At 39.2% G+C, this 17,559-nt stretch carries 15 protein-coding genes; 6 read left to right on the top strand and 9 right to left on the bottom strand.

The annotated features are described in order from the left end of the window. Positions 1–53 precede the first annotated feature (53 nt). Positions 54–2,477, top strand: a complete 2,424-nt coding sequence (locus tag ACN9MR_RS22845; RefSeq protein ID WP_426326837.1) for a DUF5916 domain-containing protein — start codon at positions 54–56, stop codon at positions 2,475–2,477. A gap of 84 nt (positions 2,478–2,561) precedes the next feature. On the opposite strand, the gene ACN9MR_RS22840 is transcribed toward ACN9MR_RS22845, so the two are convergent. After that, on the bottom strand, positions 2,562–3,551 hold the full coding sequence (locus ACN9MR_RS22840) for a helix-turn-helix transcriptional regulator (protein ID WP_426326836.1): 990 nt from the start codon (positions 3,549–3,551) through the stop codon (positions 2,562–2,564). Between the two features lie 96 nt (positions 3,552–3,647). Between ACN9MR_RS22840 and ACN9MR_RS22835 the strand changes: the two genes are divergently transcribed. Continuing rightward, positions 3,648–4,379, top strand: a complete 732-nt coding sequence (locus ACN9MR_RS22835) for a hypothetical protein (protein WP_426326835.1) — start codon at positions 3,648–3,650, stop codon at positions 4,377–4,379. 1 nt (position 4,380) lies between these two features. Here ACN9MR_RS22835 and ACN9MR_RS22830 read toward each other — a convergent pair whose 3' ends face one another. The 7 genes from ACN9MR_RS22830 to ruvX form a co-directional block, all read right to left on the bottom strand. Then, positions 4,381–5,385, bottom strand: a complete 1,005-nt coding sequence (locus tag ACN9MR_RS22830; protein WP_426326834.1) for a DUF3078 domain-containing protein — start codon at positions 5,383–5,385, stop codon at positions 4,381–4,383. Between the two features lie 94 nt (positions 5,386–5,479). Then, positions 5,480–5,803 carry a hypothetical protein gene (locus ACN9MR_RS22825; RefSeq protein WP_426326833.1) on the bottom strand — a complete coding sequence of 108 codons (324 nt, stop codon included), beginning with the start codon at positions 5,801–5,803 and terminating at the stop codon, positions 5,480–5,482. Next, positions 5,800–6,552 (bottom strand): hypothetical protein, encoded by a 753-nt coding sequence (locus ACN9MR_RS22820; protein WP_426326832.1) that lies wholly within the window; start codon positions 6,550–6,552, stop codon positions 5,800–5,802. The genes ACN9MR_RS22825 and ACN9MR_RS22820 overlap by 4 nt, the downstream gene beginning before the upstream one ends. A gap of 48 nt (positions 6,553–6,600) precedes the next feature. Then, on the bottom strand, positions 6,601–7,443 hold the full coding sequence (locus tag ACN9MR_RS22815) for a glucosaminidase domain-containing protein (protein WP_426326831.1): 843 nt from the start codon (positions 7,441–7,443) through the stop codon (positions 6,601–6,603). Between the two features lie 78 nt (positions 7,444–7,521). Beyond that, a complete protein-coding gene (locus ACN9MR_RS22810) occupies positions 7,522–8,199 on the bottom strand; it encodes a glucosaminidase domain-containing protein (protein ID WP_426326830.1) in 678 nt (225 codons plus the stop codon). Positions 8,200–8,277: 78 nt separating this feature from the next. Continuing rightward, positions 8,278–8,916, bottom strand: coding sequence for an O-methyltransferase (locus ACN9MR_RS22805; protein ID WP_426326829.1), 639 nt, complete (start codon positions 8,914–8,916; stop codon positions 8,278–8,280). A gap of 7 nt (positions 8,917–8,923) precedes the next feature. Continuing rightward, a complete protein-coding gene (gene ruvX, locus ACN9MR_RS22800; protein WP_057930933.1) occupies positions 8,924–9,340 on the bottom strand; it encodes a Holliday junction resolvase RuvX in 417 nt (138 codons plus the stop codon). Between the two features lie 543 nt (positions 9,341–9,883). Between ruvX and ACN9MR_RS22795 the strand changes: the two genes are divergently transcribed. From ACN9MR_RS22795 to ACN9MR_RS22780, 4 genes are all read left to right on the top strand, one after another. Continuing rightward, the gene (locus ACN9MR_RS22795) at positions 9,884–11,032 is read left to right on the top strand and encodes an ATP-binding protein (protein ID WP_426326828.1); all 1,149 of its coding nucleotides are present in this window, start codon (positions 9,884–9,886) and stop codon (positions 11,030–11,032) included. Between the two features lies 1 nt (position 11,033). Beyond that, the gene (locus ACN9MR_RS22790) at positions 11,034–12,554 is read left to right on the top strand and encodes a PSP1 domain-containing protein (protein WP_426326827.1); all 1,521 of its coding nucleotides are present in this window, start codon (positions 11,034–11,036) and stop codon (positions 12,552–12,554) included. Next, a complete protein-coding gene (locus ACN9MR_RS22785) occupies positions 12,523–13,014 on the top strand; it encodes a gliding motility lipoprotein GldH (protein ID WP_426326826.1) in 492 nt (163 codons plus the stop codon). The genes ACN9MR_RS22790 and ACN9MR_RS22785 overlap by 32 nt, the downstream gene beginning before the upstream one ends. A 155-nt stretch (positions 13,015–13,169) precedes the next feature. Then, positions 13,170–16,028 carry a TonB-dependent receptor gene (locus tag ACN9MR_RS22780; protein WP_426326825.1) on the top strand — a complete coding sequence of 953 codons (2,859 nt, stop codon included), beginning with the start codon at positions 13,170–13,172 and terminating at the stop codon, positions 16,026–16,028. A gap of 66 nt (positions 16,029–16,094) precedes the next feature. Here ACN9MR_RS22780 and ACN9MR_RS22775 read toward each other — a convergent pair whose 3' ends face one another. After that, entirely contained in the window at positions 16,095–17,396 is a 1,302-nt protein-coding gene (locus ACN9MR_RS22775) for a UDP-N-acetylmuramoyl-tripeptide--D-alanyl-D-alanine ligase (protein ID WP_426326824.1), read from the bottom strand. Positions 17,397–17,559: the final 163 nt, after the last annotated feature.

Raw genomic sequence — 17,559 nt, 5'->3', positions numbered from 1 at the left:
TTGGTGCAACATTTTGTTTAAGGCATAGTCTTATACCTAACTAACCTAAACGAATGAAACGCTGCATCCTCCTTTTTTTTATATTTATTTGTGCTTTTTCCCAGGCGCAGGATATTTCGAAACAGCGCCAACTGGAAGCAAAAAGAACACAACAAAGCCCCAAAATAGACGGTATTTTAGATGATGAGTGTTGGAATAATGTTCCAATTGCTACTGATTTTATTCAGATCAGGCCAAATCCGGGAAAGATAGAAACCCATGATCGGCGTACAGAAATGAAGGTACTTTATGATGATGTTGCGATTTATGTTTATGCCCGGATGTATGATCATCCTGACAGTGTTTCACACGAGCTGGTATCAAGGGATAATATTGGCAACGCCGATTTCATTTCGATTATTGTAGATCCCTTTTACGATAAGATGAACGGAAATGGCTTTTTTGTTACGGCTGCAGGTGTTCAGTTTGATGCCAAATACTCGCAGGTGGGTGATGAAGATGCAAACTGGAACGCAGTATGGGAAAGTGCAGTTAAAATTGATGATAAAGGCTGGACCTGCGAAATGAAGATCCCTTATTCGGCCTTGCGTTTCTCTAGTAAGGATGTCCAGAACTGGGGTTTGAATTTTAGCCGCAGGATGCAACGGAAAAACCTTCAAACCTTTTGGAATTTTGTAGACCCTAAAGTAAATGGCTTTATCAATCAGGAAGGATTGTGGATGGGAATAAAAGATGTTAAACCTCCGTTAAGATTATCTTTTTCGCCATATATTTCAGCCTATGTAAACCATTATCCGGTTAATTTGCCCGGGGTAAAAAACACAACGGCACGGTTTAACGGGGGGATGGATGTTAAATATGGGATTAACAACAGTTTCACACTGGATATGACCTTAGTACCCGATTTTGGGCAAGTACAATCTGATAACCGGATATTAAACCTCACTCCTTTTGAAGTGAAATTTAATGAAAACCGGCAGTTTTTTACCGAAGGAACAGAATTGTTTAACAAAGGCGATCTGTTTTATTCGAAGCGCATTGGTTCCATTCCATCTTATTATAATTACAGCGGGGTGGGCAGCAGTGATAAAATTGTAAAAGATCAAACTGAAGCCAAGGTATTAAATGCCACAAAAATTTCAGGACGGACAGCAAAAGGCCTGGGTATCGGGATATTTAATGCCATTACCAATAGCATGGAAACCGAGGTAGAGGATGCTCAGGGTAACCTTCGCATGGTAGAAACGCAGCCCCTCACCAATTATAATATTCTGGTTTTTGATCAATCTTTAAAAAACAACAGTTCGGCTACGTTTATCAATACAAATGTGCTTAGACAAGGTTCTGCTTACGATGCCAATGTAAGTGCCCTGCTTTTCAATTTAAACAATAAAGGCAATAAATATTTCGTAAACGGCGGGGGTAAAATGAGCTATTTAAGGGGTGAAGAGTCGAGCACGGGTTATAGCTACACCTTACGGTTTGGAAAACAGAGCGGCAATTTTACCTGGAGCTACAATCAGGTATATGCTGATGATAAATTTGATCCATCAGATATGGGTTTCTTTACCAATAACAACTTCTTAGATCAGCGGATAGGTATTGGTTACAACATATATAAGCCAAGCAAATGGTATAATCAATTTGAAAGTTGGCTTAATCTAAATTATTCCCGCAGGGCAATACCGAGTGCTTATCAAAAAATAGGTACAAATGCAGGGTATTGGGTTCAATTTAAAAATCAATGGTCGGCAGAATTAGACTTAAGCTGGGATAGAGAAAGTAACGATTTTTATGAGGCACGAAACGGGCAGCTATACCGTGCGCCAGAAAACTATGGCATAAGCCTCTATATAAATCCTAACCGCGCTAAAGCTTATAATTTCGGTGGAAATGTGCGCTATTTTGAACAGCATCTTTTCGGCGGGAAACAGTATAATTTTTACCTTTTCCAGAACCTGAGGTTAAATGATAAGATTGCCTTTGGTTTAGACCTGAATTTTAACCCAAACTATGATTATGTAAACTGGGTAACCGCACAAGGCGATCAGGCTATTTTTTCTAAATACGACCGCAGAACGGTAGAAAACTCATTTGATGCTAAATACACCTTTACCAACTTAATGGGACTAACGGTTGTACTAAGACATTATTGGAGTGATAGAAGAAATAAAGAATTTTATCTGCTTCAGCCTGATGGCCATTTAACCGATTATCAAGGACCAACATTAACCGGGATGGATAGAAACTATAATGTGTTTAACATTGATTTGATTTATACCTGGCAGTTTGCACCCGGTAGCACCCTTTCTGTTTCGTACAAGGATGCAGCCGAAACTTATGATACCTTTTACACACAACGTTACAACAAAAACCTAAGCGGAATTTTAAATGCCCCTCAGAATAACAGCCTTTCGGTGAAGGTTTTATATTATGTTGATTATCTCGATTTAAAGAAGAAAAGGAAAAAGGGATAAGTTAGGGTGTTCCTAGCCTTGGGTTTAAACCCAAGGCTAGGAAATGTGCACCTAAGACTAAAGATTGTGAACTAAGGACTAACCTTACCTTGCTTTGCCTGGGCTTACACCAAATTTTTTACTAAAAGCACTGCTGAAATGCTGTACGGAAGAATAGCCCAGTTCGTCGGAAATATTCTTGATATTTTTGCTGCTATCGGCCAGAAGTTCTTTGGCCCGCATCAATTTATAATCACTTAAATAGCCAAAAACGGTGTTTTTGAAAATTTCTTTAAAACCATGTTTCAGTTTAAACTCGTTTATGCCTGCAACCTTAGCCAATTCGGTTAAACATGGCGGATGGATGGCATTGGCTAACAGGTATTCTCGCGCATAATAAATGCGATCTTTATCGTAGGACGATTTAATGGTGAGGGTGTCGGTTTTTTTTGCTGCGAGTTCAAAAGCCTGAGCTTGCAATGCCAAAAGTTCGAGGCATTTAGATTGAAGGAATAACAACTTTAATCCGCCTGTAAAATGACAGTTCATAATATCGCTGATGCAGCTGTGCATTGCCAGACTGATCGGTAGGTTTTCTGCAGAAATTTCTACTGCACGATTGTTCATGATTTTTTCGGCAAAGTTTTTTAGCAAAGTGCTGCTTTCGCTGGTTAAATCAATAAAGCGGCCTCTTTCAAAGTTCACTTCAAAAAATTTATGCGGACCATTGGTGGAAAATTCCGCCATGCCATCAAAATCAGGACTATAAATAATATTGTGCTGATTGGCTTTTATATCCAGGCGTTTGTTGGTGAGGTAATTTTCCATAATCCCGCCGCCTGTGATTGAAAAATGAAGCTCAACCATATCGGGCTCATCAAAAGATTTAATACGCAGACGGTTCTTTTTCACGAGCATATCGCCGTAAACAATATAAATACCTGAAAAAGAGATCTCTACAATCTCTGCATCGCCAAAGGGAAAGCTGTATTTGTCCCTTCTTTCGGTTACCAGTGCCTGATTAAATTCGTTATTGTCGAACTTGTTACCAACAATATAGTATTTTTCGTCACCATCGTAAATGTTTAAAGCCATAAAATCCTTTTGATATAAACTTTAATCCTTTTGGTATAAAAAGATGCGTTTGTTAGACAATTACTTTTGTTCAAAGTTACTAAACAAAAGAATACGATGTCAAAATTACCATCATGGCTGGCCAATACTATGGAAAAAGTGATCAGCAATAAAATATATCAGGTAGAAGTTATAGAAACTAAAATGTTAAGCAGCAACTTAAAGTGCGTAACCTTTAAAGGAGATTTTTTCGATGCGAAATTTATTCCTGGAATGGAAGTGCTGTTTAGGGTTAATGCAAACGAGTACCGACATTATACCCTATCTGCCTTTGATCAAACGAGCGAAACCTGCGAGGTTATCTTTTATTTAAACAGACAGGGCCCTGGGCACAATCTTGCCGTGAACATTCAGAAAGGAGACACTTTAAGGCTTATTCTAGACCGTGCGCGGATTAAATATAAGGAGGAATCTAATCAGCATTTCTTTTTTGGTGATGAAACCAGCCTGGGTTTGTACGAATCGCTTGGAAAAAAAGTGATAGATGAAAATGTGGAATATTTTGGCATTTTAGAGCTACAGGAAGAAAACCTTTGCGCTGCTGAACAGCTAAAATTGTTGATCGATGTGGTGCCTTCTGATCTAAATACTCCAGCTAAAAATGCCATCAATTGGATGGAAAATATGCACCCGATGTGCTGGGAAATGTGGCAAAATGCTACTTTTTATCTAACCGGAAGAGCAAAATCGATACAGCAGTTTAAAAGGTACCTAAAGCAAAGGGGGGTAAGCTTCAGGCAGATTATCACGATGCCATATTGGGAAATCGGTAAAGTTGGAGGCGCCTAACCTATCTGGGAAAGGTAAAGCCAAAACCTAGCGCCAAAGTCTGGTTTGCCTGTATTTTATTTGTACCTGTATCATCATCGAATAAGAGTACGCCTGTTAAACTGGTGTTCATAAAACGGTTGATTTTTGCAGTTAAAGCGATATCTAGCCTGTGATCAATTTTACTTGCCTTAAAATCTTTATACGGAATGAACATGGCATATCGCGCTTTTAGATTTGTATTGGTAAAAATATCCTTATCGAAAGCACTTACAATCTGAAAAGCCAGCTCGTTTTTAAAGTTTTTTCCTTTTTCAACTGCATAAACCTCGTTTTTATTGTCATAAACCGCTGTGTCGAGTACAAAAGTTTGTCTGGCTGTACCTGTACCAATCCGGGTTGAGAAATATTTAACGGGTTTATACTCAAAACCGATTGATTCGGTTAAATAACCCGGTGCCATAAATTTAGAAATCAAAACCTGTTGTTCATCTCCATTCCCATCCCTAAAGTACCTGAAGCCTTTATCAAACTGAGATTCAAAACTTATCGATCCGAAGAAGAACCAGCTTTTGGAGAGTTGGAAAGAGGCTTTGTTATCCCAAAAAATACGGTCGTTGGTTTTCTTTTGCAACTGATCTTTATTTTTGATTTTACCATATTGCAAAACAAGTTCACTGATATAACTATAGCTGTTTTTATTATATTCTGCTTTCCAGTTTAACAAACCGCCAACCGCTACAGAGTTGGTACCCCCACCTTTCCAGTTGTTACTGAACTGGGCTTGGTTAACATTGATGCCGATGTTGGTTTTTGTTTTCCAGTAATTAATCTTAGCATTTACAACCAGGGGCTTAATTTTTACAGGTTCAAAGTTTAATGGCCCTTGTCTACTTGGCAAAGGACTACGCTTTAACTTTATATTCAGGTCTTTTGTATTGATCGGAATAGTATCAATTTCCTGTGCATATAATTTTGTAGAGCAGAAACTTAGAATCAGGATTATGGCAGCTAAACAGTTCTTCATTACCTACAAAGAAAAAGAAAAATTTTAGAGATAAAAAGCATTTAACAAAATGATTGTCAGATTGACAATTGAATTGGAGGCGAAAACTATTGTTTCAGATCTTTTTAAACCAGCCGTACCAATTACCCTTTTTTAGGTATTTTAAATCATTTTCATGGTCATAGGCTTCCTGCTCAAAAACGATGTTACGATAGGCTAAATCATGATTCCGGCATTTAATAAGATTAACGAGGTAGTTAATCAGGTATAAAATATAAAAAGGTAAAATAAGCAATTCTAATTGCTGACGTAAATGGATTTTTTCGTGGTTAATAATGATCGGATCGCTTTTAAAGCGCGGCGATTTTAACAGGATAAATGGAAAAATTGCCATGCCCGCTGCCGGGAGTTTTTTAACGATGATGATTGGCGTCCTCACAGCTTATCAATGGTTATTTTAGGCAATGGAGGTAATTGCAGTGCCTTTGGGTTTAATCTGTAGCTTTTATAGGCGTTTCTGATAAACAGATTAAATGAATAATCAGTAGCATCGAGCACAAACTGGTAAGTTGGACGGTATTGCTGCATAAAATCAGTGAGTTCAGCATCTTTTATACCTAATACCTGGCTAACCAGACTGGCGCTGAAACGATAATCGATCAGATCTTCACGATAGTCTTTTTCTAGAATTTTTTGAAGGTGACGGGCATTTCTTCCTTGCTTGCTTAACAGATTATAGATTGCATCGATGCCTAAACCAACACCACCGTTACCTAAATTCAATAAATCTTTACTACTTCCTTTCATGGTTTGGTAACGATATTCCTGAACATTTTTTTCGTATTGCTGTTGCGGACTTAACCTTTTTTGTTGAATAACTACGTCGCGCAGTCTTATGCCCAACGATCTGAGTTGAAAGTATGCGGCTGTTTGTCCCTTAAAAACAATAGTATCTACCCCGTAGCCCGATAAAGCTGCAACTAAGGTATCCCCGGGTAAAGCAAAAGTGCTAAACTCGCCTTTCGTATTGTTGTATAAGCCATCGCCTGTGCGGATGTTATAGATATAAACTTTGGCCAAACGCTGCTTGGTTTCTTTATCAATAACAATTCCCTGCACAGGTTTATTCTGCGCATGAAGCAACGTAGAGAAGCCGAAAGCAAGTATAAAGGGAAGAAAAAATTTCATTAAGTTACAAAACTACAAATATCTGGCAGGCTATGTTTGTACTTAACATTATTTAACCTTAAGTATTTGACCCAGTTTAATGGCGTCAGTACTCATTTCGTTCAACATTTTTAACTGATCAACCGTTAAATTAAAACGCTTTGCAATATTGTAGAGTGTATCTCCTTTAACAACGGTATAAGTACCATCGGCAAGAATGGGTTTAGCCCCTGCAGGTGGAGTTTCCACTGGCGTAAATTTAACCTTTTCCTGCGGGATATTCTGATTGATTTCTGAAAAGACACGATCCTCCCTGGCAATCTTTTGCTTTTCGCTTTCCGGTTGATCGTATTGGTAAAGCTGGTATTTTTCGATGGTATTGATCAATAAATCTGGATATTTTGGATTGGTGGCATATCCGGCTGTTTTTAACCCCTGCGCCCAACTTTTGTAATCGTTCTTATCCAACTGGAAGAGAAAGCTATAACGTTTGCGTTTTAAAAATTCAGAGTGATCCCTGAAAGATTCGCGGGCATCCTTATACACCCTAAAACAGTCGTTTTTTTGATCATCGTCCCGGAAATAGTTTTTTCCCTTCCAGTCTGATGTACATTTAATACCAAAATGATTGTTTGCATATTTGGCCAGGTCGCTATTTCCACTGCCCGATTCTAAAATTCCCTGCGCCAAAGTAATACTTGCCGGGATACCATTGGCATTCATTTCTTCAACTGCTACTCCCTTGAACTCATCAATATAACTTAAGGTATTGTAACTTTTGTACGAATTGTTATTGGCTTTGTTGGCTGCCTTTTCGATCTGTTTGTTGTTTTTGGAAAATTTTCGCGTGCCGCAAGAGCTAAAAAAAACAAGGGTAGCTACTATAAAGATGTAATGACTGTATGAACGCATTGATGTTGTGATTATGTTTAATCGGTTAATTGTTGGAATTGGTTAACTGTATGGCTTTATCGACTTTGGACTCACGACTCAAAACTTCAACTTCTGTCCAGGTTTTAAGTTCGCTTTTTTTATGCCGTTTTTCTGCATAAGGGCTTTAACGGTGGTGCCTTTCTTTTTGGCAATTATACTCAGGTTGTCTCCAGATTTTACGGTATAAGCTTTAGCTGTTCTTCTGCTTTTGCTGCGGTGGCGAACTGGCGCTGCATAAACAGGTTCTTCATATCCCTCTGGCCTTTCATCATATTGGTAGAGTTCATATTTTTTAATTAAGCCAATTACCTGGCTGGCCCAGCTTCTGCTACTGGCATAACCGCAACGGCGTATTCCGTAAGCCCAGCCTTTATAATCGTATTGGTCGTATTTTTCGAAAAGATTATTAAAAGGCTCGCGGGTTTCCATAATTTCTACAAAATGGCTGTAAGATTCATCCGCATTTAAGTAATCGCGATAGGATGAACGAATTTCGGTATTGTTGTTGGGGCCTTTTACTCCAAAATGATTGTTAAGGTGCTGTGCTATCTTGCTGTTTCCTGAAGCCGATTCGTGGATGGCAACAGCGAGGATAATGCTGGCTGGGATTTTATGATCACGCATTAAATCCTGTGCATATTCTACATGTTCAGAAATATATTCGTCAGTATCTTGTGCTCTTGCAACAATCCCTGTTAAAAGGAGCAGACAAAAAGTAAAGATTTTTTTAGTCATGGTTAACTGTACAAATTGTTTAATTGGTTAACTGTAGGATTAACCGATTAAAACAATTAACCGATTAACCATAATATGTTAAGCTTTCTTCCTAATTACAAACAAACCATCCCGAACAGGTAAAATCAATTTCTCAACCCGTTCATCTGCAGCTATTTTATCATTAAAACTAGTAATATTTCTGGTGTCTTTATCCTGTTTCTGCTGAAGTACTTTTCCACTCCATAACACATTATCCACAATGATAATTCCGCCCGGACGAACGCGATCAAAAATCAGATCGTAATAGGTGCCATTATTTTTCTTGTCGGCATCGATAAAAACAATATCGAAAACTTCGTCTAAACCCGCTATTGTGGTGGTGGCATCACCTAAGATGTAGTTGATCTGATCGTTAAATGCAGATTGGGCAAAGTTACGGCGGACCATATCTTCTAGCTCCTCATTAATATCCAGTGTATACAACAGGCCATCTTTGGTTAAGCCTTCAGCAAGGCATAAAGTGGCATAACCAGTAAAAGTGCCGATTTCTAAAATCCTTTTAGGGGAAATCATTTTGCTCAGCATGCTCAAAACCCGGCCCTGATAGTGACCGGATAACATACGTGGCATTAAAACTTTAAGATTGGTTTCGCGGTCTATCTGCTGTAGCAGTTCGCTTTCAGGTTCGCAATAGGCAATTAGTAAATCCTGTAAATCGTCGTTTATTAGGCTCATTTGTTGGTTATAAACGGTTACTTTCCATAAAATATTGTAAAATGATGGTTGCAGCAATGGTATCAACCCGGTCTTTATCTCTTCTGTCCATTTTTTTTAAGCCGCTTTGCATAATGGCCTGATGGGCAAGTTTAGAGGTAAAACGCTCGTCAACCCAGTGCCTGGGGATATCGGGGAATGATTTTTTTAACAGCGTAGCAAAACCCTTTACATGTTGTGCCGAATCGGATGGGGAGCCATCCATCTGTTTAGGATCGCCAAGTACAAAAGCCTCAACCTGCTCGCTGAGCATATACTTTTTAACATATTCGATCACATCTTTAGGATGTACCGTGTCCAATCCTGTTGCAATAATCTGCAAAGGATCGGTTACCGCAATGCCGATGCGTTTTGTTCCATAATCAAATGCGAGGATCCGTGCCATATATGCTAATCGTTTGGTGTAAAGCGTTTACCACCGTTTGAAAAAATAAAAACCAAAGGTAAGGTTTTTGAAATAATCGATAAGCTTAAGATGTAATGCTTTGGTAACGTGTGTGTTAGTGGTATTTGTGGCAAAAAAAAGATTTGTTCCATTTTTTGGAAAGCAAAACCTGTGGTACTTGGGAATGTCGGGCCTGCTGTATGCTTTAGCCCTCATGCTTCGGGGCTGCCGCTTCCATCAGGTTTAGTTGATGATACAGGTACGGTTTGGGTAAATTTGCAGGGTGTACTATTAGGTATTTCCGAAGAATTACTGACTTAGCTAAATAAACCTGATAAAGCATAGAGCCCGCAGCGTAGCGAGGACTTGAAGCGATAGCAGGACTTTCGGAACCGAAAAGCATGAGGCCTTGCTTTTCAAAATAATATTGACCAAAGTTAAACGGAAGTCATGACCTTTATTTAACGCTAAAAAATGTGGTTCAAAAGTAAGATCGTAACGACGAATGTGTGAATCTCATATCTATTTCTTATTTTGCACCAAATGCAGTTTAAAGAAATCATCGGACAGGAAAGAGTGAAGCAACAATTGGTGCAAACGGTTAAAGAAAACCGCATTAGCCATGCGCAACTGTTTTTGTCGCCTGCTGGTTCTGGCGCTGTACCGCTGGCTATTGCCTACGCACAATACATTAATTGCCTTAACAAAGGCGAAAATGATAGTTGTGGCGAATGTTCGAGCTGTAGAAAATACGAACGTTTAATTCATCCCGATCTCCATTTCTCCTATCCATTTTTTGCTTCTGCGAGTGTAAAAACAGCTGTAGATGTGTTAGAAGAATGGCGGGGCATGTTAATGCAGGATCCTTATTTCGATATCGATATATGGCGGTCGAAACTCGATGCAGCCAATAAACAAGCTAATATTAATATTGCCGAGTGCCACGATATTATTAAAAAACTAAGTTATAAAGCCTTTGAGGCAGAGACTAAAGTTTTAATTATGTGGCTGCCCGAATATTTGGATAAAGCCGGAAATGCGCTGCTTAAATTAATTGAAGAGCCACCTGCAAATACTTTATTTATTTTAATTGCGCAAAGTCAGGATCAGATTTTAACCACCATTTTATCCCGGACACAAATCGTGAAGATCCCAAAGCTTTCATCGGAAGAGGTTACCGGATATTTGTTAAATGCGAGTGGATTAACCGAGCATCAGGCCGTCGATTATTCATTTTTGGCTGATGGAAATCTAATTGAAGCAAAAGCATTGGCTGCGGATACGCAAAGCGACAGTTCGGGTACGTTTACGGCCTGGCTGAGGATGGGATTTGGGAATAAAGTACCCGATCTGATCGAGTTTACCGACGAGGCAGCAAAGTGGGGAAGAGAGAATCAGAAGAATTTTTTAAAATATGGCGTAAATTATTTACGCGAATGCTGTTTAATTTTAAGTGGTGCTGAAGAATTGGTGAAATTGCCTCCCCTAACCTTCGAAACGGCGAAAAAACTCAGTACACACGTCCTTACCCTGCCTATGGCGGAGGCTATAATAGGCGAACTGGAAAAGGCACATTACCACATTGAAAGAAACGCAAACCCGAAAATTCTGTTTTTAGATGTATCTTTACAATTGGTAAAAATTATCAAGTTTAAAACGCTCCCCGCGGGGACTCAATATATATATAATTAATATGGGATGTGGAAGTTGTTCAACAGGTGGTGGTTGCACCCCTAATGGATGCAAAAGTAATGGCTCATGCGGCACCGGTGGTTGCCAAACAATGGAAGTTCACGATTGGCTATCTAATTTGGATATGCCTTCTAATTATAAACCTTTTCAAGTTACAGAAATCAAATTTAAAGGTTCACGCAAAGAGTTTTTCCTCAATAACGATAATATTTACCTCGAAATTGGGGAACTTGTTGCCGTTGAAGGGCCAACTGGTGGTTTTGATGTGGGGCACGTTTCGCTTACTGGCGAATTGGTAAGGATCCAGATGAAACGCCGCAAAACTACGCTTGATCAGGTAACCAAAAAAATCTACCGTAAAGCTACCGAAGCCGATGTAGAAAAATGGAATGCTGCCAAAGGGATGGAATGGGAAACCATGCACAAAGCCCGTAAACTGGCATTGGATTTACGTTTGCAGATGAAAATCAGCGATGTAGATTACCAGGCCGATAAAACCAAAGCCACTTTCTTTTATACAGCGGATGGACGTGTGGATTTCCGTGAGCTCATTAAAAAAATGGCGGAGAGTTTCCGCATCAGGATTGAAATGCGCCAGATCGGGATGCGCCAGGAAGCTGGCCGTTTAGGCGGAATTGGCTCCTGTGGTAGGGAATTATGTTGCTCAACCTGGTTAACCAACTTCAAAACTGTATCTACGGCTGCGGCGCGTTATCAAAACTTATCATTAAATACTTTAAAGCTTGCGGGGCAATGCGGTAAATTAAAATGCTGTTTAAACTATGAGCTGGATACCTATCTGGATGCTTTAAAAGATATTCCCGATAGAATTGAAAACCTTGATACTGAGGCTGGTTATGCCCGTCACCAGAAAACTGACATTTTCAAAAAAATCATGTGGTTCAGTTACCAGGGTGACGAAAACTGGATCCCGGTGAAAGCTGCGCGTGTAAAAGAGATCATGGCGATGAACAAGGCAGGCAAAAAAGCGCCTAACTTAAAAGAAGAGGCCGTTCAAATTGCTGTGCCGGTTGTGGTAGAAAAATCTTTCGATTACGAAAATGTAGTCGGTCAGGATAGTTTAACCCGTTTAGATGAACGCTCGCGAGGTAAAAACAACCAAAACAAAAACAATAATCAGAAAAACAACCGCAACAACAACCAAAATAAAAGAGAAAGAATTCCTGCCGGAGAGAAAAATACAGGACCTAATAATAGGGCCCAGCAACCTCAACAGGGCCTACAGAAAGCTCAACAAGGCGGAAAACAACAGCATAACGGACCAAAGCCACAACAGGCGGTACCTAAACCACAGCATGTTAACGGGCCAAAACCGCAAAACAATAAGCCAAAACAACAGCAGTCACAAGGACAAAAGCCTGTAGTAAAAGCTGAAGGAAACGTAGCTGCGGAGGGTGTTAGGCCAGAACAGAGCAAAAATAAGAATAGAAATAACCGTAGGAAAAACAATAACCGCCGAAACAATAATAATGGCTCAGAAAATAAACCTGCTGCTGAATAAAAAGCAAATAATTTTGCTTGGCTTTTTATTAATGGTTACCCTATTTATGGGCTGTACGGTTAGCGTAATTGATAGTAATGTAGAAATTGCCAACCGCAGGTGGACCTACCGTAACCATATTTCGACACCTTTTGAGATTAAGGATAATACTAAGGCCTACAACATTTATTTTAAGCTTAGGCATACCGCCGATTATAAATATGCCAATATTTTTATCCTTGCCCATTTTAGAGATGGCAAAAAGATGATAACCCGGCGTTATCAATACAAACTCGCCAAAAATGATGGCGAATGGCTGGGAAGTGGTTCCGGAAATGTATTCAGTTATAACCTGCCGATGTTAACCAACTACCATTTTCCCCGAAATGGTAAGTTTGAGATCGAAATCGAGCAGAATATGCGCGATAATCCACTTTTAGAGGTAAGTGATGTGGGTTTATTGATTGAAGAGGCAAAATAAGTTTTGTTTTCCCTTAGGATTTCATTGATTATTTAATCTATTGTCATTGTTTATTTGTCTTTGAGTGTGTTTTTCGAAATTTTATTTGGAAAAATTAAATATCACGCTAAATCTTTGTAATAAAATTGTTATTATTGTTTATAAACCTATGAACTATGATACGAATTTTACTCAAAAACATCCTTCCCCTTCTCTTCTTTTTAATTTCTACTCAATTATTTGCCCAAGGCTTAAAGGGTAAGGTAACCGACTCTGCAGGGTTAGCTATTCCAGGTGCTACTGTTCAGGTAGTTGGCTCAAAAATTGGAACATCTTCTGATGGAAATGGGCTTTATGCCTTAAAGTTTCCTTCACCCGGGGCTTATAAAGTCAGGATTTCTTTTACCGGTTATCAAGTTTCCGAAGTAGCTGTTCAGATTGATAATACGGTAAAAACCATGGATTTTGCGCTGCAGGACACAAAAGAATTGTTAAGTGATGTAGTTGTGGTTGGATCAAGATCAACGCCAAGAACGAACATCGAAAGTGTGGTCCCTGTTGATCTGATTTCTGCAAAAGATGTTAAAGTGTTTGCCCAAACAGATTTAACGCAGATTTTAAACTTTGTAGCGCCATCTTTTAGCTCTAACCGGCAAACGGTTTCTGATGGAACCGATCACATCGATCCTGCGTCTTTACGCGGTTTAGGTCCAGATCAGGTTTTGGTGCTGGTAAACGGAAAACGCAGGCATACTACAGCATTGGTAAACATTAACGGTACTTTCGGTCGGGGTTCTGTTGGAACCGATTTAAATTCCATTCCAGTTTCGGCAATAGAACGCATTGAGGTGCTACGTGATGGTGCTGCGGCACAATATGGTTCAGATGCGATTGCAGGGGTAATCAACATTGTATTAAAAAAAGTTACTCCTTATAATTTTTCTACCTCTTTCGGGCAATCTTCTTCAAGTGCCCTGGGGCGCGATTTTAGCGATGGCAGAACCTTTCAGGTTGATTTTAGCAAGGGATGGGCATTTAAAAACGATAGAGGTTTCATCAATTTTGCGGCACAATACCTCCAAAGAGGTTATACAAACAGGGGTGGCTTAGATACCCGTCCGTTATTATATTCTGCGAGCCCAACTAAAGGTTCAACAGAAACAGAAGCCGCTTTTCAGGCCCGTTTTGCAAGTTTAAAGGCCGCTGATGATGCAAGGGCAAAAGCGAACGGTTTAGATAGAAACAACATGCGGGTGGGTAACTCCGATTCAAAAAATGGAGGAGGTCTCTTAAACGGACAGTTTAATTTTGGAAAAACTACCCAATTGTACTACGCAGCTGGTTTTACCCACAAAACAGGAAGTGCCGCGGGTTTTTATCGCTTACCCTCTCAAGCTGCGCAAGTAGATCTCTCTTTATATCCAAATGGTTTTCTTCCTTTTATCGATACCAAGATTAATGATTATTCATTCTCAGCAGGATTGAGAGGTAAGATAGGAGCTTGGGATTATGACATCAGTAATACCAGTGGTGAAAATACCATCGCATTCAATATCAATAATACGGTAAATGCTTCTCTGCCTACTGGAACAAGTCCTACATCGTTTTACGCAGGGGAATTGCTATTCAGACAAAATACCAGTAATCTTGATTTAAGCAAAAAACACACTTTTGACAATGGATTTTTAACTTCGTTAAACACTGCATTTGGTGCTGAATTTAGAGTAGATAATTATCAGATTAAGGAAGGAGAATTGTTATCCTATTCAAACGGTGGAAGATTGATCGGCATCGCCCCGACGGCATCGGGCGCTCAGGTATTTCCAGGATTTAAACCAAGTAATGCACTTGATAAATCGAGGCACAATGTTGGTGCCTATGCCGATTTAGAAGCTGAATTTGGACCAAGAGTAACTTTAGGGGCAGCCGGCCGTTACGAAAATTACAGTGATTTCGGTTCCAACTTCTCGTATAAATTTACGGGCAAGGTTAAACTTTTTGATGATATTTCTCTACGTGGGGCTTATGCCACAGGATTTAGGGCGCCATCTTTACACCAACAATATTTTAATAATGAGAGTACACAGTTTGTGGGCACTGATGCGACTCAGGTGTTAACAGTAAATAATGCAAACCCTATTGTTGCCCAATTTGGTGTTGGCGCATTAAAACCTGAAATATCTAAATCAGGAAGTTTGGGTTTAGCTGGCAAAATCGCCAAAACCTTTACTTTTACCATCGATGCCTATAACATTGATATCAGCGACCGTATTGTTTTCTCGAGCCAATATGCCCGTGAGCGAGTAAATAATATTCCGGTGCCAACAGGTGTAGTGAACCAGATTTTAAATACAGTAGATCCTACAGCGCAGATTAACAGTGTACAGTTTTTTACCAACGCCATTACCACCAATACCGCAGGTATCGATGTGGTATTAACCAACAGGTTTAATTTGGGTGCAAAAAGCAGCTTAATTTTAAGTATTGCTGGCAACGTAAACAAAACCGTGGTAAGAAGTATACAGGGTTCTGATAAAATTGAAAGTGATCCTACATTAAAAGCTAAACTTTTCGATCGTTTGGAACGCTCCCGTTTCGAAAGTTCAGTGCCTAAAAACAAACTGAATATTACCGCAACCTATAATGTAAATAAACTATCGTTTGTGGCAAGGACAGTTCGTTTTGGCGAGGTTACCTATTTAAATGCTATTGATCCAAATATTCCTGCCAATGGCTTACCAATACAATTGGATCAGACTTTTGCGCCGAAATGGGTAACTGATTTCTCGGTAAGTTACGCCGCAAGCAAAACCTGGTCGGTAACTGTGGGAGCGAATAACATTTTTGATGTTTACCCAGATAAATTATATATCAATCCACGTAATAATGAAAATAATTTGAGCGGAGACACTGCCAGTAATTATTCAGGTGGATTAGACAATACCTCGAACGGTAGATTTTTATATCCCAGGGCAGTAAGCCAGTTCGGCTTTAACGGACGCTATGTTTATGGTAAAATTGCCTGTACATTTTAATGTTACCTAAAATAAAAAAGTGTTTCGGGGTTAAATCCGGAACACTTTTTTGTTAATAATTTAAGGCTATAAATACTGTAATAAATTTTCAAGTTTCATTCCCCTCGAACCTTTCAGTAATACCAAATGATCCTGAACAGGATTTTCTTGTAAATATTGAGCTGCTTCTGCTGGGGTTTCGAAAAACACACCTTTAATCGCATCTCTAAATGCATAAAAATCTTTTCCAATAAAAATTATCTGGTTTAAACCGATTTCACTGGCCTGTTTAGCAATTATTTCGTGCTGACCAAGGGATTCTGGTCCCAATTCGAACATATCGCCCAGAATGGCGGTCTTTTTATCAGCCGATAATACAGCGATATTTTTCAGCGCTGCTGTCATGCTGCTTGGGTTTGCATTATAAAAATCGCAGATTACAGTATTCTTTTCTGTTTTGGTTAATTGAGAACGGTTATTCTTGGGCTGATAATTAGCAAGGCCAGAATTAATTTCGTCGGGGTTCATATCAAAGAAATCGCCAATACAGATTGCAGCAAGAATGTTTTCGAAATTATAGCTTCCTGTTAAATTGGTTTTTACTGATGATGAAATTTCATGATTGGTCCAGGCTACCTCAATAAAAGGATCGCTGCTTTTTAATTCGCCTTTAATGGTGTTGCCATTTTCTGTTCCATAATAAATAAGTTTGTTTAAGCCTGCAGCCGTACTCATTTCAAGCAAGTATGGATTGTCTCTATTGATAAAAGTATAACCATGGGTTTCTTTTAAATAGGCATAAAGTTCTGCTTTGCCCTTTTTTACCCCTTCAAATCCGCCGAATCCATCTAGATGTGCCATACCCACATTGGTAATAATGCCATGGGTGGGCTGGGCAATGGTACAAAGCAGCTCTATTTCCTTTTGGTGGTTTGCACCCATTTCGATTACTGCAATCTGCACCTCACCGGTGATGGATAAGATAGATAATGGAACACCAATGTGATTGTTTAAGTTGCCGAATGTGGCAAAGGTTTTATATCGCTCTGCTAAAACAGCATTTACCAATTCTTTGCTGGTTGTTTTGCCATTACTGCCTGTTAAACCGATTACCGGGATATTTAATTGTTTGCGGTGATGGCGTGCCAGATCCTGCAAAGTGCTTAATACATCTTCAACCAGCAGACATTGATTGTTTGTAGCATATTTTTCTTCATCTATAACTGCATAAGCTGCGCCCTTTTCAATAGCTTGAGCAGCAAATTCGTTGGCATTAAAAAGGTCTCCTTTAAGCGCGAAAAAGATACAACCTGGGCTAATGTTTCTTGTATCGGTAGAAATAATGTTGTGCTGTAAATAATGCTGATAAAGGGTTTCTATATTTGCCATTTTAAATAAGTTGCGAAGGTAAAATTAAGAATCAAGCTCAAATAAAACACTCTTTTTCGAATCTTCATTATTTCTTCATCGATTTTGCGAGAAAAAGTGAGTATATTCATATACCAATAAGAAAATTTAGGTTTGCTTATTGGTCATTATTAACTAAACTAGA

This window comes from Pedobacter sp. R-06, from assembly GCF_049913135.1.
Lineage (GTDB): Bacteria > Bacteroidota > Bacteroidia > Sphingobacteriales > Sphingobacteriaceae > Pedobacter.
This window is presented reverse-complemented; position numbering and strand designations above follow the sequence as displayed.